General features: G+C 68.6%; 21 protein-coding genes. 10 read left to right on the forward strand and 11 right to left on the reverse strand.

Annotated elements, in window-relative coordinates:
- The first annotated feature begins 8 nt into the window (after window positions 1-8).
- Window positions 9-1,700 carry a M1 family metallopeptidase gene (locus BZG35_RS14380; protein ID WP_077356574.1) on the forward strand — a complete coding sequence of 564 codons (1,692 nt, stop codon included), beginning with the start codon at window positions 9-11 and terminating at the stop codon, window positions 1,698-1,700.
- A gap of 4 nt (window positions 1,701-1,704) precedes the next feature.
- Here BZG35_RS14380 and BZG35_RS14385 read toward each other — a convergent pair whose 3' ends face one another.
- Entirely contained in the window at window positions 1,705-2,505 is an 801-nt protein-coding gene (locus BZG35_RS14385; RefSeq protein ID WP_077356576.1) for a transglutaminase family protein, read from the reverse strand.
- Between the two features lie 260 nt (window positions 2,506-2,765).
- Between BZG35_RS14385 and BZG35_RS14390 the strand changes: the two genes are divergently transcribed.
- On the forward strand, window positions 2,766-3,107 hold the full coding sequence (locus BZG35_RS14390) for a hypothetical protein (protein WP_150126056.1): 342 nt from the start codon (window positions 2,766-2,768) through the stop codon (window positions 3,105-3,107).
- 46 nt (window positions 3,108-3,153) lie between these two features.
- On the forward strand, window positions 3,154-3,801 hold the full coding sequence (locus BZG35_RS14395) for a hypothetical protein (protein ID WP_077356580.1): 648 nt from the start codon (window positions 3,154-3,156) through the stop codon (window positions 3,799-3,801).
- A gap of 62 nt (window positions 3,802-3,863) precedes the next feature.
- Here BZG35_RS14395 and BZG35_RS14400 read toward each other — a convergent pair whose 3' ends face one another.
- The 3 genes from BZG35_RS14400 to BZG35_RS14410 all read right to left on the reverse strand — a co-directional run bounded on the left by BZG35_RS14400 (window position 3,864) and on the right by BZG35_RS14410 (window position 5,890).
- Window positions 3,864-4,427, reverse strand: coding sequence for an HNH endonuclease (locus BZG35_RS14400; RefSeq protein ID WP_171982037.1), 564 nt, complete (start codon window positions 4,425-4,427; stop codon window positions 3,864-3,866).
- A gap of 135 nt (window positions 4,428-4,562) precedes the next feature.
- On the reverse strand, window positions 4,563-5,237 hold the full coding sequence (locus tag BZG35_RS14405; protein WP_077356584.1) for a trimeric intracellular cation channel family protein: 675 nt from the start codon (window positions 5,235-5,237) through the stop codon (window positions 4,563-4,565).
- Window positions 5,234-5,890: a DNA-3-methyladenine glycosylase gene (locus tag BZG35_RS14410; RefSeq protein WP_077358174.1), complete on the reverse strand. Its 657-nt coding sequence runs from the start codon at window positions 5,888-5,890 to the stop codon at window positions 5,234-5,236. The genes BZG35_RS14405 and BZG35_RS14410 overlap by 4 nt, the downstream gene beginning before the upstream one ends.
- 139 nt (window positions 5,891-6,029) lie before the next feature.
- Here BZG35_RS14410 and gluQRS point away from each other — a divergent pair, with 139 nt between their 5' ends.
- A complete protein-coding gene (gene gluQRS, locus BZG35_RS14415) occupies window positions 6,030-6,878 on the forward strand; it encodes a tRNA glutamyl-Q(34) synthetase GluQRS (RefSeq protein ID WP_077356586.1) in 849 nt (282 codons plus the stop codon).
- Between the two features lie 144 nt (window positions 6,879-7,022).
- The gene (locus BZG35_RS14420; RefSeq protein ID WP_077356588.1) at window positions 7,023-7,931 is read left to right on the forward strand and encodes a DMT family transporter; all 909 of its coding nucleotides are present in this window, start codon (window positions 7,023-7,025) and stop codon (window positions 7,929-7,931) included.
- 30 nt (window positions 7,932-7,961) lie between these two features.
- Here the strand turns inward: BZG35_RS14420 and BZG35_RS14425 are convergent, their stop codons facing one another.
- Together BZG35_RS14425 and BZG35_RS14430 are read right to left on the reverse strand one after the other, a co-directional pair.
- Window positions 7,962-8,165 (reverse strand): cold-shock protein, encoded by a 204-nt coding sequence (locus tag BZG35_RS14425; RefSeq protein WP_077356590.1) that lies wholly within the window; start codon window positions 8,163-8,165, stop codon window positions 7,962-7,964.
- A 196-nt stretch (window positions 8,166-8,361) separates the two neighbouring features.
- The gene (locus BZG35_RS14430; protein WP_077356592.1) at window positions 8,362-9,144 is read right to left on the reverse strand and encodes an extensin family protein; all 783 of its coding nucleotides are present in this window, start codon (window positions 9,142-9,144) and stop codon (window positions 8,362-8,364) included.
- Window positions 9,145-9,266: 122 nt separating this feature from the next.
- On the opposite strand from BZG35_RS14430, the gene ppk2 reads away from it, so the two are divergent.
- Genes ppk2 through BZG35_RS14445 form a run of 3 tightly spaced genes read left to right on the forward strand, consistent with a single transcriptional unit; the run spans window position 9,267 to window position 12,299 of the window.
- Window positions 9,267-10,013 (forward strand): polyphosphate kinase 2, encoded by a 747-nt coding sequence (ppk2, locus tag BZG35_RS14435; protein WP_077356594.1) that lies wholly within the window; start codon window positions 9,267-9,269, stop codon window positions 10,011-10,013.
- A gap of 49 nt (window positions 10,014-10,062) precedes the next feature.
- Entirely contained in the window at window positions 10,063-11,949 is a 1,887-nt protein-coding gene (gene uvrC, locus BZG35_RS14440; protein ID WP_077356596.1) for an excinuclease ABC subunit UvrC, read from the forward strand.
- 38 nt (window positions 11,950-11,987) lie between these two features.
- Window positions 11,988-12,299, forward strand: a complete 312-nt coding sequence (locus BZG35_RS14445; RefSeq protein WP_077356598.1) for a YdeI/OmpD-associated family protein — start codon at window positions 11,988-11,990, stop codon at window positions 12,297-12,299.
- 516 nt (window positions 12,300-12,815) lie between these two features.
- On the opposite strand, the gene BZG35_RS14455 is transcribed toward BZG35_RS14445, so the two are convergent.
- Complete coding sequence (locus BZG35_RS14455; protein WP_077356602.1) at window positions 12,816-13,205, reverse strand: PIN domain-containing protein; 390 nt, start codon at window positions 13,203-13,205, stop codon at window positions 12,816-12,818.
- Window positions 13,202-13,441 carry an antitoxin gene (locus tag BZG35_RS14460; RefSeq protein WP_077356604.1) on the reverse strand — a complete coding sequence of 80 codons (240 nt, stop codon included), beginning with the start codon at window positions 13,439-13,441 and terminating at the stop codon, window positions 13,202-13,204. The genes BZG35_RS14455 and BZG35_RS14460 overlap by 4 nt, the downstream gene beginning before the upstream one ends.
- Before the next feature lie 67 nt (window positions 13,442-13,508).
- Here BZG35_RS14460 and BZG35_RS14465 point away from each other — a divergent pair, with 67 nt between their 5' ends.
- Both BZG35_RS14465 and pgsA read left to right on the forward strand, forming a co-directional pair.
- Complete coding sequence (locus BZG35_RS14465) at window positions 13,509-14,135, forward strand: carbonic anhydrase (RefSeq protein ID WP_077356606.1); 627 nt, start codon at window positions 13,509-13,511, stop codon at window positions 14,133-14,135.
- A 38-nt stretch (window positions 14,136-14,173) separates the two neighbouring features.
- Entirely contained in the window at window positions 14,174-14,809 is a 636-nt protein-coding gene (gene pgsA / locus BZG35_RS14470; protein WP_077356608.1) for a CDP-diacylglycerol--glycerol-3-phosphate 3-phosphatidyltransferase, read from the forward strand.
- Between the two features lie 205 nt (window positions 14,810-15,014).
- Here the strand turns inward: pgsA and BZG35_RS14475 are convergent, their stop codons facing one another.
- The 3 genes from BZG35_RS14475 to BZG35_RS14485 form a co-directional block, all read right to left on the reverse strand.
- Complete coding sequence (locus BZG35_RS14475; RefSeq protein ID WP_077356610.1) at window positions 15,015-15,545, reverse strand: GNAT family N-acetyltransferase; 531 nt, start codon at window positions 15,543-15,545, stop codon at window positions 15,015-15,017.
- Window positions 15,542-17,641 carry a S46 family peptidase gene (locus tag BZG35_RS14480; protein WP_077356612.1) on the reverse strand — a complete coding sequence of 700 codons (2,100 nt, stop codon included), beginning with the start codon at window positions 17,639-17,641 and terminating at the stop codon, window positions 15,542-15,544. The genes BZG35_RS14475 and BZG35_RS14480 overlap by 4 nt, the downstream gene beginning before the upstream one ends.
- Window positions 17,642-17,784: 143 nt before the next feature.
- The gene (locus BZG35_RS14485) at window positions 17,785-18,102 is read right to left on the reverse strand and encodes a GIY-YIG nuclease family protein (protein ID WP_077356614.1); all 318 of its coding nucleotides are present in this window, start codon (window positions 18,100-18,102) and stop codon (window positions 17,785-17,787) included.
- Window positions 18,103-18,150 lie beyond the last annotated feature (48 nt).

Below are 18,150 nucleotides of genomic sequence, written 5' to 3' on the forward strand. Positions count from 1 at the left end.
GTCGCCGCATGCGCCCTGTCCTGACCAGCCTCGCCGTCCTCCTGTCGACCGCCGGTTCGGCCCTGGCCCAGGACCCGGTCGCGCCTGAGTCCACGCCGTTCACCCTGCAGACCGACCAGCCCCGGACACCGGAGCAGGAGGCGCTGCGGATCGATCTGGCCGACCTGTCGATCAAGGTCATCCCGGAGGCCAAGGCGATCGACGCCGTGGCGGTCCTGACCTTCACCGCCACCGCCCCCGTGGCCGCGCTGGTGGTCGAGCTGGACACCCGCTTCGCCGTCTCGGCCGTGTCCGTCGACGGCCGTCCGGCCGAATGGTCCAACCCCGAAGGCCGGATGACCGTCGCCCTGCCCCGCCCCCTGGCGGCCGGCGAGACGACGACCCTGCGGATCGCCTATGCCGGTTCGCCGCGCGAGGCCCCCCGTGCGCCGTGGGACGGCGGTTTCGTCTGGTCGACCGCCCCCGGCGGCGAGCCCTGGATCGCCACGGCCGTCCAGGGCGAGGGCTGCGACCTGTTCTGGCCCTGCATCGACAGCCCCCTCGCCGAGCCGAAGCGGGTGGACCTGCACGTCACCGTCCCGACCGGCCTGTCCGCCCCGTCGAACGGGCGCTTCGTCGGTAGCGAGGATCACGGCGACGGCTGGACCACCTGGAACTGGTCGGCGGCCAACCCCAACACCTATGCAATCGCCCTGAACGTCGGCCCCTACACGATGCTGAGCGCCGACTATCGCAGCCGCTTCGGCAACACCTTCCCCATGCAGTTCTGGCACCTGACGTCCGACGACCCGGCCCAGGCCGCCGCCCTGTTCGCCGAATTCCCGCAGCAGATGGACTTCTACGAGGCCACGGTCGGTCCCTTCCCCTTCGGCGACGAAAAGATGGGGGTGGTGGAGACGCCGCACCTGGGCATGGAGCACCAGACCATCAACGCCTATGGCAATGCCTACAAGCTGGACGGGCGCGGCTATGACTGGCTGCTGCAGCACGAGCTGTCGCACGAATGGTTCGGCAACCAGCTGACCAACGTCAACGCCGACGACATGTGGCTGCACGAGGGGCTGGGCAGTTATATGCAGCCTCTGTACGGCCGCTGGCTGAACGGCGACCGCTATATGCAGACCGAGCTGGCCAAGATGCAGCAGGGGCTGATCAACCGCTATCCGATCGTGTCGGGGCGGCCCATGCGCGAGGAAGAGGTCTATGACGGCGACAAGGGGCCGGGCAACGACATCTACTCAAAGGGGGCGCTGATCGCCCATTCGCTGCGGATGCGGATCGGGGACGCGGCCTTCCAAGAGGCGGTGACCACCCTGGTCTATGGTCGGCCGGATCCGAAGCCGGGGAATTTCGCGCCCCTGTACCGCTCGACGCCGGACTTCCTGCGCATCGTCAACGCCGTGACGGGGCAGGACTATGGCTGGTTCTTCCAGGGCTATCTCTACAACGCCGCCCTGCCGGTTCTGAACCAGACCCGAGAGGGGGACCGGCTGAACCTGAGCTGGACCACCGGCGACGGCGGGGTCTTCCCCATGCCGGTCGAGCTCGAGGTCGACGGCCAGGTCCAGACCGTGCCGATGACCAACGGGCGCGGCTCCCTGACCGTGCCGGCGGGGGCCCATGTCATCGTCGATCCGGCCAACAAGGTGCTGCGCCGGCTGGACTTCGTGGAGGCCTATCGGGCCCGGCCGGCGCGCTGAGCCTTCAGGCCGCCTGCCGCGACCCGTCGTCTTCGGCGGCGGCGGTGATCGACTGGCGGACCAGTTCGCAGGTGCCCTGGGTCGACAGGAAGGCGATGTCGGCGGCGTCGCGGCCGCAGGCGATGCGCACCAGGCCCTCGATCGGGGCCAGGCCCGTCGGATCGACCAGCCACCAGCCGTTCGACAGCCAGACCTCGAAGATGGCGTGGAAGTCCGGCGGGTTCAGCTGGTGGGCGAAGGCGCTGACCGCTCGGGCCGGAATGCCGGACGCCCGGCACAGGGTGATCCCCATATGGGTGAAGTCGCGGCATACGCCCGCCCGGTCGATGAAGGTCCGCGCCGCCGTGGTCTCCGAATCCGACACGCCCGGCTCGTAGTCGAGATTCTCGGTGATCCAGCCCAGGATCGCCAGGACCCGTTCGCCCCCGTTGGTTTCCCCAAACTGACGCTCAACGAACCGGCCGAACTGGTCCGACGGGCAATAGCGGCTGGGCCACAGATAGGTCAGGACCTCTGCGGGCAGGTCGTTCCAGTCGTGCTGGGTCACGCCTGGCGGCAGGCCCAGCAGGGTGCCGTTCTCGACCAGGGCGTCATAGACCACCGACACCTCGCCCCCCAGGCGGGCGCGCAGGGTGCGGGCCCCGAAATCGGCGTCCTCGTCCTCATGAAAGGCCTGGGGCGGCGTGCTGACCAGGCGCTCCTCGAGCACTGTCTGGCCGGGCCAATGGGCCACCTGAATCTTGTAGATCGCATCCGTCGGCGGGTCGAAACGATAGACGAGCTCGGCGCGGACGCGGATTTTCATGATTGACCTGGGAGATGGGACGAGGGCGCAACGCGCGGGGCTTTGCCCCTGTTCCGCACGCGCGGAGGCTCGGTGTCTAGCAGGTTGGCGCGGCCCGTATAGGGGCGGCCCCCACAGGGCTTTCGGGTGCCCGCACCCATCGTCCGTAGACGAGCAATTCACGTCCGGAACCACCATTCAGAGACCGACGAAATGCCGACTTTCGGGAACGGTCCGCAAGCCGGCGAGCTTTCTTGAGGCACCTTGGAAGGGAGCTATCCATGATCAAACCCATCATCGTCCTCGCGGCATCCGCTGCGTTCCTTGCCGCTTGCGGCAGCAACGAAGAGACGGGTCCAGTCGAAGGCCCGGCCGTCGCGGCATCGGACGCGCCGCGCAATGAAGCGGTCGACACGACCGAGACCCCCCAGGACGCAGCCCTGACGCCCGGAGCGAACTCCTTCACGGAGACTCAGGCCCGCGAAGCCATCGAAAAGCAGGGCTATACCGGCGTCGGCACCCTCAGCCAGAACGAGAACGGCATCTGGTCGGCTCCGGCGACCCGTGAGGGCACCGAGACCACCGTCTCCGTCGACTACAAGGGCGTGGTGACCGCCCAATAGGCGGACGTCTCCCCGACTTCAAATCCTCTCAATCAGGAGCCTCACCATGGCCACCGTCACCCGACTGTACGACACCCACACCCAGGCGCTGGACGCCGTGTCCGATCTGGAAGCCGCCGGCATCCGTGCCGACGACATCAGCATCGTCTCCAACAACACCGACAACTGGCATGCCGGCCACGAGCATCCCGACAAGACCGGCGCGGGTCCGCTGGGTGACCGCAACGGCGACGGCGAGAACGACGTCGCCGACGGAGCCGGCAAGGGTGCCACCTCGGGTGGCCTGATTGGGGCCGGCGCCGGTCTGCTCGCCGGCCTCGGCATGCTGGCCATTCCGGGTCTCGGCCCCGTGGTCGCCGCCGGCTGGCTGGCCTCGACCGCCGTCGGCGCCGCTGTCGGCGCGGCGGCCGGCGGTGCCACGGGCGGCCTGCTCGGCGCGCTGAAGGAGGCCGGTCACTCCGACGAGGACGCCAACGTCTATGCCGAGGGCGTCCGTCGCGGCGGCACCCTGGTCAGCGTCCGCACCTCGGGCGACGACGAGGACCGGATCGAAGCCATCCTGCACGGCCAGCAGGGCTTCGACGCCAGCACGCGCGGCCAGGCCTATCGCGACACCGGCTGGACCGGCTTCGACGAAACGGCGCAGCCCTACAGCAGCGACGAGATCTCGCGCGAGCGCGGCCTCTACCGCTAGGCTGATCCAAGACAGGAACGCCCCGCCGGCCTCGCGCCGGCGGGGTTTTTCGTGGCCGGCCCCTAGGGCTCCAGCTCGATGTCCCAGTACAGATAGTCCAGCCAGCTCTGGTGCAGATAGTGCGGCGGGAAGCGGCGGCCGGCGTCCTGCAGCTGGTACGAGTTGGGGCGATGCGGGGCGCGACGGACCGGCATGCCGGCCTGTTGTGGCGTGCGGCCGCCCTTTCTCAGATTGCAGGGCGAGCAGGCGGCGACGATGTTTTCCCAGGTGGTGCGCCCGCCCCGGCTGCGCGGGATCACATGGTCGAAGGTCAGCTCGGCCGAGGTGCCGCAATACTGGCAGGTGAAGCCGTCGCGCAGGAAGACGTTGAACCGGGTGAAGGCCGGGCTGCGGTTTTGATCGACATAGCTCTTCAGCGCGATCACGCTGGGGATGCGCATCTCCATCGACGGGCTGCGCACGACCTGATCGTACACCGACACCACGTCGACGCGGTCCTGATAGACGGCCTTCACCGCCTCCTCCCACGGCCAGAGCGACAGCGGATAGTAGGACAGGGGGCGGAAATCGGCGTTCAGCACCAGGGCTGGAAAACCGGACGGCGGCTTGTGGAGCACCTGCATCAGGTCCTCCCGCTCACGCCGGGCTGGCTCGGGGCCAGTTGTATCGAGGAATGCGGACTGAAGACGTCTCTCCTTCGCTCTAACCCGTTCAGCCTAGACCCGATTCGCACCCGCCGCCATGACGACTGTGCAGCGGTTTCATGACGCGCCCTTGCGGACCAGACCGCCTGGAAACCCGGGCAGGCTCCAGCCCCACATCAGCGCCCCGGCGCGCAGGAGAAAGCCCGCGGGGGCGGCGATGGCGGCGGCGGGCCACTGCTCCAGCCCGGCCGCCCGCGCCACCACATAGACCGTCGCCGCCACGATCGCGGCCGAGACGGTGATCTCCCGGCGCAGCAGGATCGACGGCTGGCCGGCCAGCAGATCACGCACGATGCCGCCGAAACAGGCCGTCAGCGCGCCCATGACGATACAGATCAGCGGTGCAACGCCAAACGCTTCCGCCTTGGCCGCGCCGAGCACGCCGTAGGCCCCAAGCCCGATCGCATCCAGCCACAGCAGGGCGCGGAACCGCCAGGCCCCGGCTCCGATCAGCCACACCGCCATCGCCCCGGCCAGGCAGACCGCGATATAGCGCCAGTCCTGCACCCAGAAGACGGGCGCCTCGATCAGCACGTCCCGCAGCGTTCCGCCGCCCACGCCGGTGATGGCGGCGAAGAAGGCGAAGGTCACCAGGTCGTGCTTTTCGCGCGCCGCCGCCAGGGCTCCGGTCGCGGCGAACACGGCCACCCCGGCGAAGTCCAGCGCGCCCAGCACCGTCTCCGGATGCGCCAGGGCGGGCGACAGCAGGGATGGGTCGACCATCACGCTCATGCGGCGCTGCGCTCCGGCGGGTCCAGGACGATCTCGCCCTTCTTCACACCGGTATACCACGCCCACAGCAGATGGGTCGCCACCCCGCGCCACGGCCGCCAGACCTCGGCCCGGGCATAGGCTCCCTTGGTGTCCGGCCGAGTCTCGGTGCCGTCGGCCCATTTGATCGCCTCCTGCAGGGCCACGTCGCCGCCGGGAAAGACGTCCGTCCGCCCCTCGCACAGCAGCAGATAGGCCTCCGCCGTCCACAGGCCGACGCCCTTCAAGGCCACCAGGGCCTCGATCGCCGCGGCGTCGTCCAGGGTGGCCAGATGCTCCAGGTCGATCGTCCCCTCCTGCTGCGCCCGCGCCATGCCCTGGCCATAGGTCGCCTTCTGCCGCGACAGCCCCATGCCTCTCAGACTGTCCAGGTCGTGGGCCAGCAGATTGGCCGGGGTGATCTCACCCAGGCCCGCTTCCAGCCGAGCCCAGACCGAGGCGGCCGAGGCGACCGAGACCTGCTGCTCGACGATCATGCGGAACAGGCCGACGAAGCCGGCCTGGCGCACCCGCCATTCGAACGGCGGCGTCTGGGCGTGGGCGCGGGCCAGGGCCGGGTCGAGCCGGGCCAGGGTCTCGCGCGCGGCGGTCAGTTCCTGAGGCGTGAGGGGCATGGGGTCCTTGTCGACAAGTCGGGCGGCGGAGCGGTAGCGTCCGGCATGCCCAGTCTGGACGATCTCGCCGCCCCGATCACCCCCGCGTCTCCACGGCCCGACGACGGAGGCCGAAAACCGCTGGCCCATCGCTGACGCCATGGCCTTCATCACCCGTTTCGCCCCCTCCCCCACCGGCCTGCTGCACCGGGGCCATGCCGTCTCCGCCTTGACGGCGTGGAGCGCGGCCCGCGCGGCGGGCGGGCGGTTCCTGCTGCGGATCGAGGATACCGACTTCACCCGCTGCCGCCCGGAATACGAGACCGCCCTGATCGAGGATCTGGCCTGGCTGGGTCTGGACTGGGAGACCCCGGTGCGCCGCCAGTCCGACCACCGGGACGCCTATGACGCGGCCCTGGACCGGTTGCGCGACCTGGGCGTGCTCTATCGCTGCTTCCGGACCCGCAAGGAGCTGATGGCCCTGGCCGGGGTCGCCCCGCACGGCGACGATCCGCCGGACGCCCAGGCCTTCGCAGGCGGTCCGCTGGAGCCGGATGAGGAAGCCGGACGCCTGGCCGACGGCCGGCCCTTCGCCTGGCGGCTGTCCCTCGCCGCCGCGCGGGACCGGCTGGGTGGGTTCGAGCACCTGACCTGGACCGAGGAGACGGCGGGGCCCGGGGTCAGGACCGCCCGGCCCGAGGCGTTGGGGGACATGGTCCTGGGGCGCAAGGACATCGGCGCGGGCTATGTCATCGCCTCGGTCGTCGACGACGCGCTGCAGGGCGTGACCCATGTGGTGCGCGGTGAGGACCTGATCCCCGCGACGTCGATCCAGCGGGTACTGCAGGCCCTGCTGGACCTGCCGACCCCGGTGTATCGCCACCACCCCCTGCTGCTGGGCCCCGACGGCAAACGCTACGCCAAGCGCGACGGCTCGGTGACGATCATGGCCCTGCGCGAGGCCGGGGTGACGCCGCAGGAGTTGCGGGCGGAGCTGGGGTTTGAGTAGGCTTTTTCCCTCCCCTTTATGGGGAGGGACGGCGTAGCGAAGCGCAGCCTGGGTGGGGGCGTCCGACGCGGGGTGACACCTTCGCACGGCCCCACCCTGGTGCCGCTGGCGCGTCACCGTCCCTCCCCATAAAGGGGAGGGAGAATGTCATCGCCCACCCCCGCCCCCCGCCTGATTCCCCTGCTGGTCGTGCTCGCCTCCGCCAGCGTGCTGGGGCTGGCGCCGATCCTGGTCCGGCTGACCGAGACCGGACCGGCGGCGGCCGGCTTCTGGCGGTTCGCCTTCGCCCTGCCGTTGTTGTGCCTGCTGGTGGCCCGGCCGGGGGGCGAAGGCCTCGGAAGACCGTCGCGCTGGATGCTGCTGGCCGGTCTGCTGCTGGGGCTGGACCTCAGCGTCTGGCACTACGGCATCGTCATGACCTCGGTCGCCAATGCCACGGTGCTGTGCAACCTGACGCCGGTGGTGGTGACCCTGGTCGGCTGGCTGGTCTTCAAGGAGCGGCCCGCCCGGCTGTTCATCCTGGCCCTCGCCCTGGCCATGGGCGGGGCCTTCGCCATGGCGGCGGCCGCCGAAGGGGGTCAGGGCACCAACCCGGTGCTGGGCGACCTGCTCTCGCTCAGCGTGTCTCTCTGGTACGCGGGCTATTTCCTGATGGTGAAGCGGGCGCGGACCACGGCCGGGGCGCTGCGCGTCACCTTCTGGGCCACCCTGGCGGGCCTGCCGCTGATGGGAGGCGTCGCGCTTGTGCTGGGCGAGGACATGATCCCCGCCACCACCGCGGGCTGGGCCGCCTGCATGGCCATGGGGCTGATGCATGTGGTGGGCCAGGGGGGCGTGGCCTGGGCCCTGGGCCGGCTGCCGACCGCGATAACCGCCGTCACCATCCTGATCCAGCCCCTGGTCGCCGCCGGTCTCAGCTGGCTGATCTTCGGCGAGACCCTGACGATCGTCCAGGCCCTGGGCGGGGCCCTGGTGCTGGCCGCCATCATGCTGGCGCAGTGGTCGGCCCGAACGAAAACGGGCGCGACCCCAGAGGGTGTCGCGCCCGCCTGATGGTCGTCCAGCGACCCTGAGCCTAAAGGATCAGAGCAGCTTCAGATCGACGGCCGAGGTCTTGCCGCGCTGGGATTCCAGCTCGTACGACACCTTGGCGTTTTCATCGAGGCCCGTCAGGCCAGCCTTCTGGACGGCGGTGATGTGAACGAACACATCGGCGCCGCCGCTTTCCGGCTGGATGAAGCCGAAGCCTTTCGTGGGGTTGAACCACTTGACCGTACCGGTCGCCATTTTAGCGTCTCCATAAACGCGCTTTTCCAGGCGGACGCCCTGACAAGGGGGTCCGACAACCCATCTGGACAGCTCGTTCAGGCGAAGGAGCGAAACGCGGGTTTGGACCCCACGCGAAATCCGGATTGCGCGATTGTTGTCTCTCGGACTTTCGGATCGGTCAACCCGAAACGAATCACCTTGCGCGCGAGCGTGGTTAGCCGGGCTGGCGGGCTCCGCTCGCGCAAAGCCCGCGCGGCGCACCGTCCAGATGCAGGTGGTCGCGGTGGGCTTCGTTGTAGTCCGGCGTCAGCACCGTCGAAAAGACCTGACAGGCACCGTCGCGCAGCCGCTTCAGGAACACCGCCCCCTCGCCGCCCTGCGGCCCCGTCCCGCTCCAGTCCGCCTCGACCGACACGGTCTTTCCATCGGTCAGGGTGACCGAAGCCACGTCCAGGGCATTGGCCCGCGCATGTTCGCTGGGCCGGTCGGCGACGTCGGTCGAGCCGTAGATCCGGCGGCAGGAATAGGTCCCGAAATTGTTTACCGCGGCGACCTTCGAGCCATAGACCGCCTCGGCCGCGGGCTGCAGCACCTGCCGGTCCCAGATCACGTAACGCACGGCCAGCGGGCACTGCATCGTCAGACCGCCCGGCTTCAGCGGCGTGACGGCACCGCCGGTGATGGTCACCGCGCCCCGCACCTGGCAGAAGCCGCCGTCGTCGCGATCCTCGGCCCGCCGCACCTCGACGCCCGCATCGCGCAGGGTCTGCATACAGGCCTCGGTGGCCCCGGCGACCTGCTCCGGCGCGGCCCCGGCCGGCACCTCGAAATCGCCGACCTTGGCCGCCGTGGCCTGGCCGACCGGTCGGTTCAGATCCAGCGGCTTCCAGAACAGATCCTGCGGCGGGGCGAAGGCGTTCAGCAGGGCGAAGGCCGCGCACACGCCCAGCATCGCCTCCCACATCAGGTTCCAGAAGTCGGCGAAATCGCGTTTCATACGCGGGCACAATGGACGGGCGGGCAGCCGGTAACAATCGCGCGTCTGCGCTTTGCCGACCTTTTCCCTCGACGCCCCCCTCGAACTGCCCGACCGTATCGCCCGAACACGGAGGATCCCGCATGGGCAAGGCCAAGGATTACGACAAGGCGCTGGAGGCGCTGCAGATCGAGCTGGTCGACACCCAGCACTGGGCCATCGAACAGGGGCTGAAGGTCGTGGTGCTGTTCGAGGGCCGCGACACCGCCGGCAAGGACGGGGCGATCAAGCGGATCGTCGAATACGCCTCGCCGCGCCAGACCCGCATCGTCGCCCTGCCCAAGCCGACCGAGCGGGAACTGACCCAGTGGTATTTCCAGCGCTACGTCTCCCACCTGCCGGCGGCAGGCGAGCTCGTCCTATTCAACCGGTCCTGGTACAACCGGGCCGGGGTCGAGCCGGTCATGGGCTTCTGCACCCCCGAACAGCACGAACATTTTCTCGACGACGTGCCCCGGTTCGAGCGGTCGCTGACCGGGTCGGGCATCATCCTGATCAAGCTGTGGCTCGACATCTCGAAAGAGGAACAGGCCCGGCGGCTGGAGGAGCGGCGGGAAGACCCGCTGAAGAAGTTCAAGGTCTCCTCGCTCGACGCCGAGGCCCAGATCCGCTGGGACGCCTACAGCGCCGCCCGCAACCGCATGCTGGCCGAATGCCACCACCGCGACGCGCCCTGGACCGTCATCGCCACCGACGACAAGAAGACCGCCCGACTGAACATCGTGCGCCACATCCTGCGCCGGCTGGACCGGCCGGGCGCGAAGGTCGGCCACGTCGATCCGCGCGTGGTCTTCGACGCCAGCCGGGCGAAGGGCAAGCTGAACCCGTGACCAACCTCCCTCTCCCTATGGGAGAGGGAAAGTCCCTATATTGCTCCCGATGACCCTGGAGACCCCTGCCCCCGATTCCCTGCCGCTCGTCGCCGCCGACCTGATCCGCGACGAGGCCCGGCGCGCGCCCGACAAGCCCGGCGTCTATCGCATGTACGGCGAGGACGGGACCTGCCTGTATGTCGGCAAGGCGCGCTCCATCAAGAAACGCATCCTGCAGTACGCCCAGGGGCGGTTCCACACCCAGCGCATCGGGCTGATGGTGTCGCTGACCCGGTCGATGGAGCTGGTGGTCACCGCCTCCGAGACCGAGGCCCTGCTGCTGGAATCCAACTTCATCAAGAAGCTGAAGCCGCGCTTCAACGTGGTGCTGCGCGACGACAAGTCCTTCGCCGAACTGATGATCCGCAAGGACCACCGCGCGCCCCAGGTGCGCAAGCACCGGGGGTCGCACACCACGCCGGGCGACTATTTCGGCCCCTTCGCCTCGACCTGGGCGGTGAACCGGACGCTGAACACATTGCAGAAGGCCTTCCTGCTGCGGTCCTGTTCCGACAGCGTCTACGAGACCCGCACCCGGCCCTGCATGCTGCACCAGATCAAGCGCTGCTCGGCCCCCTGCACCGGTTTGATCTCGCTCGAGGACTACGGCGACCTGGTCGAGGAGGCGTCGCAGTTCCTCAAGGGCAAGTCCCGCGCGGTGATCGGCCGCCTGTCCGGCGAGATGACCGCCGCCGCCGAGGCCATGGATTTCGAACAGGCCGCCCGGGTGCGCGACCGCATCCGAGCCCTGTCGGCCATCGCCATGGAGAACTCCGTCAGCGCCGACAGCGTCGCCGAAGCCGACGTCTTCGCCCTGTTCAGCGAGGGCGGCCAGGCCTGTGTCCAGGTCTTCTTCTACCGCGCCGGCCAGAACTGGGGCGGCCGGGCCTATTTCCCGCGCGTCGACCGGTCCGACACCGATCCGGAGATTCTGGCCGCCTTCCTGGGCCAGTTCTACGAGGACAAACCGATCCCGCGCCTGGTCCTGTCCAACGTCCGCCCGCACGAGCTGGAGCTGCTGGAGGAGGCCTTTTCCATGAAGGCCGAGCGGAAGGTCGAAATCGCCCGGCCCCTGCGCGGCGACAAGCTGGCCCTGGTCGACCACGCCCACACCAATGCCCGTGAGGCCCTGGGCCGCAAGATGGCCGAGAGCTCGGCCCAGGGAAAGATCCTGACCGAGGTCTGTGAGGCCTTCGGACTGGAGGGCACGCCCGAACGGATCGAGGTCTATGACAACGCCCACATCCAGGGGACCAATGCCGTCGGCGGCATGATCGTGGCCGGGCCCGAGGGCTTCCAGAAGTCGCAGTACCGCAAGTTCAACATCCGCGGCGAGGACCTGACCCCCGGCGACGACTACGGCATGATGCGCGAGGTCATGCGCCGCCGTTTCGGCCGCCTGGTCAAGGACGAGGAGGAAGGCACCGAGGAGGTGATCCGCCCCGACCTGCTGCTGATCGACGGCGGGGCCGGCCAGCTGGCCGAGGTCCAGGCGGTGCTGGCCGACCTCGGGCTCGACGACATCCTGGCCGTCGGCGTGGCCAAGGGGCCGGACCGGGACGCGGGGATGGAGCGGTTCTTCGTGCCCGGCAAGCCGCCCTTCATGCTGCCGCTGAAGAGCCCGGCGCTTTACTACATTCAGCGCCTGCGCGACGAGGCCCACCGCTTCGCCAACGGGGCCCACCGCACCCGCCGGTCGATGGACATCAAGAAGAACCCGCTGGACGAGATCGAGGGCGTCGGACCCGGCCGCAAGAAGGCCCTCCTGCACGCCTTCGGCTCGGCCAAGGGCGTCGGCCGGGCGGCGGTGGTCGATCTGGAAAAGGTCGAGGGCATCAACCGCGCCCTGGCCGAACGGATTTATGGCTTCTTCCATCCGGCCGCGCAGCGTTAAGTTGGCGCGGCCACGCATGGGCTGATGGAGGCGCCCCGATGAGCGAGTTGTCCCAGGGTACGGTCCACCAGGTCCCGACTGATCTGGAAGCGGCGCTGCGCGCGGACGCCGCGGTGCTGGCCCTGTGGGAGCGGCTGACGCCGCTGGGGCGCAACGAGTTCATCTGCTGGGTCGAGGACGCCAAACAGGCGAAGACGCGCGAGCGCCGTGTCGGCCGGACCACCGAGGAACTGCGGGAAGGCAAGGGCCGCCCCTGCTGCTGGCCCGGCTGCATCCATCGCACCGACAAGGCCCCGAGCCGCTGGCAACAGGCGGTCCTGATCGACGGCAAGCGGAACCGGGGGTCATAAAGGGAGCGTCGCGCTGCCTCGCCGCAGGGCGCGGCGGCAGCGTCGTGATTGAGGTAGCCGCGGTTCTTTCCAGCTGCCACCCGATGGTTCAAAAGAGCAATCCGAGGGGAATTTTATGCTCACTGCAGTACTATTAATCGCGGCATTGCAGGCCAATACTCCGGATGAATTCCCAAAGAAGGCCCATGTCGTAGTGGAATGCGTCGCAGGGCCAGACGGGACGGCGTCTGGTTGTCGGGCGGTGGAAGTAAGCCATCCCGGGCAGGGCTTGGAGGGTGCAGCTCTGAGCGCCGTTCGTCATGGCCATGTTCAAGAACGGAATGGCGTCCCTGATGGACAGACATTCCGGGTCCGGATTGCTTTTCGCATGGCTGGAGAAGGGGATAATTTGGGCCCGCCACAATCGAGCGGCGACCGAGCCAGAAATAGCTCAACTGACTAATGTCCGCTGCCCACCCAGACGCTCGGCAAGGCTCCTAAGCGGTGCCTCTATGAAGCGGCCACCCGAAGGCCGTTCTACCATTCCACGACGTCGAGCCCCGGGATGTCGCGGAAATCCGCTCCGTTCAGGGTCACCAGGCTGAAGCTCCTAGACATCGCCTGGGCCGCGATCATGCGGTCGATGATCTTGCGGCGCGAGAAGCCCGCGGACTGGATGATCGCGCGATACGCGTCGGCGGCATCGTCATCGAATGGGAACACCGGCAGACTCTGCAGAAGCGTATCCAGCCTGGCGCGCTTACGCTCCGCGTCCGCCGGATCCCGATGTGAACCGCCTTCCAGCTCGACCCGGGTCAGGACGGACAGGGCGACCTCGCCCTGCAGCGACAGGACCCGATCCTGAACCTCAACAACATCGTCGCGAAGCCCGATAGCCACGTTGGTGTCGAGCAGAAAGCGAGTCAAAGCCCGGGCCGTTCAGGGAACTCGATCGGCACACGGCTCTCGACGTCGCTTGGTTTGGGAAGGCTGCGAAGCCTGGCCACCATCTCGGCGACCGACGGCCGTTTGGGTCGAATGGTTGTGACTTCGCCGATCCGCTCGATCTCGAGCTCCACATCGGTGCCATAGGCGAAGCCCTTGGGCAGGCGTACGGCTTCGCTGTTTCCGCTTCGGAATGCCTTCGTCGTCAAGATCGTCATGACCACTCCTCGTACTCACAGGTATATACCTGTTGGCGCGAACAATCAAAAATCCTAGAACCACCCCATGCCAGACTCGTCCACCGACCCCCTGATCGCCGGCTACCACCGCTTCCGCGCCGACCACTGGCCCGCCGCCAAGGCGGAGTACGAGGCCCTGGCCGCCGATGGCCAGACGCCGCACACCCTGATCGTGGCCTGTTCCGACAGCCGCGCCGATCCGGCCCTGATCTTCGACGCCGCCCCGGGCCAGCTGTTCGTGGTGCGCAACGTCGCCAACCTGGTCCCGCCCTATGAGCCGGACGGCCAGCTGCACGGGGTCTCGGCGGCGCTGGAGTTCGGGGTCAAGGTGCTGAACGTCAGCCGCATCGTGGTCATGGGCCACGCCCACTGCGGCGGCGTCGCGGCCATGCGGGACGGCACGCCCGACAGCGTCCGCGACTTCGTCGGTCCCTGGATCGCCCAGGGCACCGCCGTCGTCCGCCGCGTCGCCGAGACGGTGGAGCCCGATGAGGTCGAACGGGCTTCGGAAGAGGCGGTGGTGCGCCTGTCGCTCGACAACCTGCGCACCTTCCCCTGGATCGCGGAGCGCGAGACGGCCGGGACGCTGGAGCTGACCGGCCTGCATTTCGGCATCGCCGAGGGTATGCTGCGTGCCCTGACCTCGGCTCCGCGCTTTGAACCGCTAAGCTAGAGGCGCGTTCGCCTCTCATCGCCGTCCCGGACCCTTGAATGACCCACACTCCCCACGCCAACCCCATCCCCAACATCCTGACCGGCCTGCGGCTGGTGGCCGGGGTGGTGATGTTCCTGATCCTGGCGGGGGCGACCGGCGGCGTGCCGATCCTGTCGGCCTATCTGAGCCCCGAGGACCAGTTCGGTCTGTACCGCGCGGCCTTCTACATCTTCGTCGTCGCCGCCTCGACCGACTGGGTCGACGGCTATCTGGCGCGGCGCTGGAAGTCCGAGACGCGCTGGGGCGCCATCCTGGACCCCATAGCCGACAAGATCCTGGTCACCGGGGCCATCCTGGGCGTGCTGACCTCGGGATCGGTTCCCCAGATCGCCATCCCCTGCGGTCTGATCCTGTTCCGCGAATTCGCCGTCTCGGCCCTGCGCGAGACCATCGCCGGCCGGATCACGCTGGAGGTCACCACCCTGGCCAAGTGGAAGACCACGGTCCAGCTGGTCGCCCTGGGGGCCCAGCTGTTCGCGCGCAACTGGGACGGCTTCGGCCTCGACTTCGAATGGCTGCCGGCCTTCCAGCTGTTCGCCGACAGCCTGATCTGGTTCGCCGCCATCGCCACCGTCTGGACCGGCTGGCAGTATTTCGACACGGCGCGCCGGTCGCTGAAGGAAGCGGATTAGGAGCCAGCCTTGGCTGCCCTTCCCCCATTCTTCATGGGGGAAAGCGGCCCGTCGATCGCGCAGCGATCCAGGGCCGATGGGGGGAGTCTTTCTTGGCTTAGCAGGCCATGATCAAGTTCCCCCATCCGTCCTGTTCTCGCTCCGCTCGAAGACGGACGGCTTTCCCCCGCAAAGCGCGGGGGAAGGGCTTCTGGTCAGGCTGGTGCTATCCCAGCCCCTTCGCCAGCACCACGAACTCCAGATCCTGCCGCCTCGGCAGGCCGGCGCGCTCGTCGCTGAGCGGAAACGGCTCGGTCTCGCCGGTCAAGGCGTAGCCGCGGCGTTCGTACCAGGCGATCAGCTCGGGGCGCTGGCGGATGACGGTCATGCGCAGGGTGCGCGCGCCGAAGCGGGTCACGGCCTCGGCCTCCGCCGCCGCGATCATGAACCGGCCCAGGCCGCCCGCCTGCCGCTCCGGCTCGACCGAAAGCAGGCCCAGATAAGCCGTGCCGTCGCCCTCATCGACCAGCTGCAGACAGGCGACCAGGGTGCCGACGTCCTCCGCCAGCAACATGATCCGGGCGGGATCGGTCAGGATCTCGGTCAGCTCTTCGACGTCGGTCCGCTGACCGTCCAGCAGGTCGGCCTCATTGGTCCAGCCCAGTTTGGCCGTCTCGCCGCGATAGGCCCGCTCGATCAGAGGGTGCAGGGCCGGCAGGTCGTCGAGGGTGGCGGCCCGGGTGGTCAGTCCGCTCAACGCGCGCCCAGCTCCTCGACCAGACGGCCCATGTCATAGACGTCGCGCAGGGCCACGGTCACGGCGCCGGTGGTCACGATCACGCTGCGGTTGACGGTGCGGTCATAGCCATAGGCGTTCCTCTGGGTCAGGACGGTGGAGTCGAAATTGGCCCCCACGATCTCGCCCGCCGCCGTCACCACCGGCGAGCCGGACGAACCGCCGATGGTGTCCGACGACACCGTCATGTTCATCACAGCGTCGGCGTCGATCCGGTCCTTGGCCGCCAGCAGTTTCGGCGCGACGTCGAACGGCGCGGCCCCCGTCGCCCGGTCCCACAGGCCGGCGAAGGTGGTGAAGGGCCCGAAGCGCTGGCCCGGCACGTCCGAGCCCTCGATCAGCCCATAGGTCAGGCGCAGGGTGCCGGTCGCATCGGGATAGACGCTGTCGGTGTAGGTCAGGAACCGGGCCGTCGCCAGCCGCTCGGAGGCCTGGTCGGTCGGGGCCTGGACCCGGGTCTCCCAGTCGCTGCGGATGGCGCGGGTCTCGTCCTGGATCGACAGCAGGTACTGGATCATCGGATCGTCCGAGGCCTCGACGGCGGCCAGGCCACCTTCCCACAGGGCGCGCCGCACCGCCGGATCGCCCAGTTTGGTGCCGGCGACCAGACGGGCGGACAGCTGTTCGGGCGACTCCTGGCCCAGCAGGCCGCGCACGGCCGGATGGTCGACGGTCAGCCATTCGCGCGTCTTGGACAGCCACCACTCCATCCGCACCTGCTCCAGCGCCGGATAGGTCGGCCGCTCGGCGAACAGGGCCGACTGCAGCGACGCCAGGCGGGCATCGCCGTATTCCGGCAGGCGCTCGGCCGACGGCTTGGCCCGTTCCTGCGCCCCGCGCACGAGGGCCCGGGCCCAGCCGAACAGCTGCGACCCGCCGGCCACCGGCGTCGTGCCCATGCCGGTTCCGCCTTCCAGCAGGGCCATGGTGGGATAGAGCTCGCGCGCGATCGGCTGGACGGCGGACAGCGCCGCCCAGGGGTTACCCGCCCCCACTAGATCCATCCCGCCGTCCCGGATGCCGTTGTCCATGCCCGTGGCGCGGGTCTCGAACTCATCTTCCGCCTCAGCCTTGGCGGCCATGAAGGCGGGGTCGGTCAGGGCCCGCATCCGGCCCAGGCCGCGCTTGTAGGTGTTCTCCAGCCCGACGATCGGATCCATGGCGATGAAGGCGTTCTCCTCGCTCTCCGCGCTGAAGCGGATCAGCCGGCCGCGCAGCTCGGACGCGATCAGCTGGTCCATCGGCAGGACCACGTCGCGCACCGTGGCCAGCTGGTCCATCGTCAGCAGCCGCTGGGTCGCGCCGGGCGAACCGGCCACGAACACCGGAGTGCCCTCGACCGGCTTGTCCGCCTTCCAGACGAAATGGGTCGGCGTCTCGGCGGGGGCGTCGTTCTCATAGAGGCGGATGAAGGCCGCATCGATGGCGAAGCGCGGGAAGCTGAAATTGTCCAGATCGCCGCCGAACGTCGCGGCGCGATCCTCGGGCGCGAAGGCCAGGCGGACGTCGGTGTATTTCTTGTAGGTATACAGCTTGAACTGGCCGCCCCGGTAAAGGGTCACGACCTGGCAGCGCTTGTCGGTGGCGTCGCCGCAGGCCTCCTGCTCGATCCGGCCGATCTCGGCGTCCCGGGCCCGGGTGAAGGCCTGGCCGGTCAGGCCCGCGCCGACCGCCTGCACCCGCTCGGTCACGTCGCTGATGTCGGTCAGGACCTCGGCCGTGCCGCCGGGACATTTCGTCTCCTCCTCGCGAGTGCGGGGGGTGAAGCCGGTCTCGGCATAGTTGACCGCCTGGGTCGACAGATCGGCCACGCAGGTGGCGACGCAGTGGTTGTTGGTCATGACCAGGCCGGCGTCCGAGACGATCCCCGCCGAACACCCGCCGAACTTGACCGAGCTCAGCCGCACCCGGTCCAGCCAGGCCTGGTCGATACTGGTGCCGAGGGTCGCATTGGCCCGGGCGATGGGGAAGTTGTCGAACGTCCACATCCCCTCCTCGGCCCGCGCCCCGGTGGCGGCGACGGTCAGGGCGGTGGTGACGGCGAGGATCAGGCGCATGAGGGACTCCGAGTTATTCGGAGGGCAAGGGAAGGCAGCAAGGAGGCCTCGTCAAGCATGACTGCTGCCTTGTCATCCCGGACGAAGCGAAGCGGAGATCCGGGACGAAGCGCGCTCCATTCCCGCTTCGCCCGGACAGACCGTCAGGGCTGATCCGGGCGACGGCTCAGCACAAACCCGCCATACAGATCGAGCCACCGCGGATTGTCCGTCTCGACCAAGGCGAACTTCCAAGGCCGCCGCCAACGCTTGATCCGCTTCTCCCGAAGGATCGCCTGATCGACGTACTGATGACGCTCGTACCAGACCAGCTGATAGATGCCACGCTCGCGGGTATAGCCGTCGAACTCGCCCTGCCTGTGCTCATCCACGCGTCGGATGAGATCGTTGGTCATGCCGACGTACAGCCAGCCGCAGGGGCCGTCAGCCAGGATGTACACCCAGTAATCGTGCGCGCGCATGACCGGCTCCCGGACAATCGCTGCGCGATTTCCGGGAGAACGTCAATA

Origin of the sequence: Brevundimonas sp. LM2, assembly GCF_002002865.1 — a bacterium.
Taxonomy (GTDB): domain Bacteria; phylum Pseudomonadota; class Alphaproteobacteria; order Caulobacterales; family Caulobacteraceae; genus Brevundimonas.

What these genes read in the sequence shown, in the direction of transcription:
- BZG35_RS14385 (WP_077356576.1), bottom strand. Translation starts at nt 2,505, where the DNA reads ATGAAAATCCGCGTCCGCGCCGAGCTCGTCTATCGTTTCGACCCGCCG.
- BZG35_RS14480 (WP_077356612.1), bottom strand. Translation starts at nt 17,641, where the DNA reads ATGCGCCTGATCCTCGCCGTCACCACCGCCCTGACCGTCGCCGCCACC.
- BZG35_RS14445 (WP_077356598.1), top strand. Translation starts at nt 11,988, where the DNA reads ATGAGCGAGTTGTCCCAGGGTACGGTCCACCAGGTCCCGACTGATCTG.
- pgsA (WP_077356608.1), top strand. Translation starts at nt 14,174, where the DNA reads ATGACCCACACTCCCCACGCCAACCCCATCCCCAACATCCTGACCGGC.
- BZG35_RS14390 (WP_150126056.1), top strand. Translation starts at nt 2,766, where the DNA reads ATGATCAAACCCATCATCGTCCTCGCGGCATCCGCTGCGTTCCTTGCC.
- gluQRS (WP_077356586.1), top strand. Translation starts at nt 6,030, where the DNA reads ATGGCCTTCATCACCCGTTTCGCCCCCTCCCCCACCGGCCTGCTGCAC.
- BZG35_RS14430 (WP_077356592.1), bottom strand. Translation starts at nt 9,144, where the DNA reads ATGAAACGCGATTTCGCCGACTTCTGGAACCTGATGTGGGAGGCGATG.
- BZG35_RS14485 (WP_077356614.1), bottom strand. Translation starts at nt 18,102, where the DNA reads ATGCGCGCGCACGATTACTGGGTGTACATCCTGGCTGACGGCCCCTGC.
- ppk2 (WP_077356594.1), top strand. Translation starts at nt 9,267, where the DNA reads ATGGGCAAGGCCAAGGATTACGACAAGGCGCTGGAGGCGCTGCAGATC.
- BZG35_RS14405 (WP_077356584.1), bottom strand. Translation starts at nt 5,237, where the DNA reads ATGAGCGTGATGGTCGACCCATCCCTGCTGTCGCCCGCCCTGGCGCAT.
- BZG35_RS14410 (WP_077358174.1), bottom strand. Translation starts at nt 5,890, where the DNA reads ATGCCCCTCACGCCTCAGGAACTGACCGCCGCGCGCGAGACCCTGGCC.
- BZG35_RS14425 (WP_077356590.1), bottom strand. Translation starts at nt 8,165, where the DNA reads ATGGCGACCGGTACGGTCAAGTGGTTCAACCCCACGAAAGGCTTCGGC.
- uvrC (WP_077356596.1), top strand. Translation starts at nt 10,063, where the DNA reads ATGACCCTGGAGACCCCTGCCCCCGATTCCCTGCCGCTCGTCGCCGCC.
- BZG35_RS14420 (WP_077356588.1), top strand. Translation starts at nt 7,023, where the DNA reads ATGTCATCGCCCACCCCCGCCCCCCGCCTGATTCCCCTGCTGGTCGTG.
- BZG35_RS14465 (WP_077356606.1), top strand. Translation starts at nt 13,509, where the DNA reads ATGCCAGACTCGTCCACCGACCCCCTGATCGCCGGCTACCACCGCTTC.
- BZG35_RS14380 (WP_077356574.1), top strand. Translation starts at nt 9, where the DNA reads ATGCGCCCTGTCCTGACCAGCCTCGCCGTCCTCCTGTCGACCGCCGGT.
- BZG35_RS14460 (WP_077356604.1), bottom strand. Translation starts at nt 13,441, where the DNA reads ATGACGATCTTGACGACGAAGGCATTCCGAAGCGGAAACAGCGAAGCC.
- BZG35_RS14395 (WP_077356580.1), top strand. Translation starts at nt 3,154, where the DNA reads ATGGCCACCGTCACCCGACTGTACGACACCCACACCCAGGCGCTGGAC.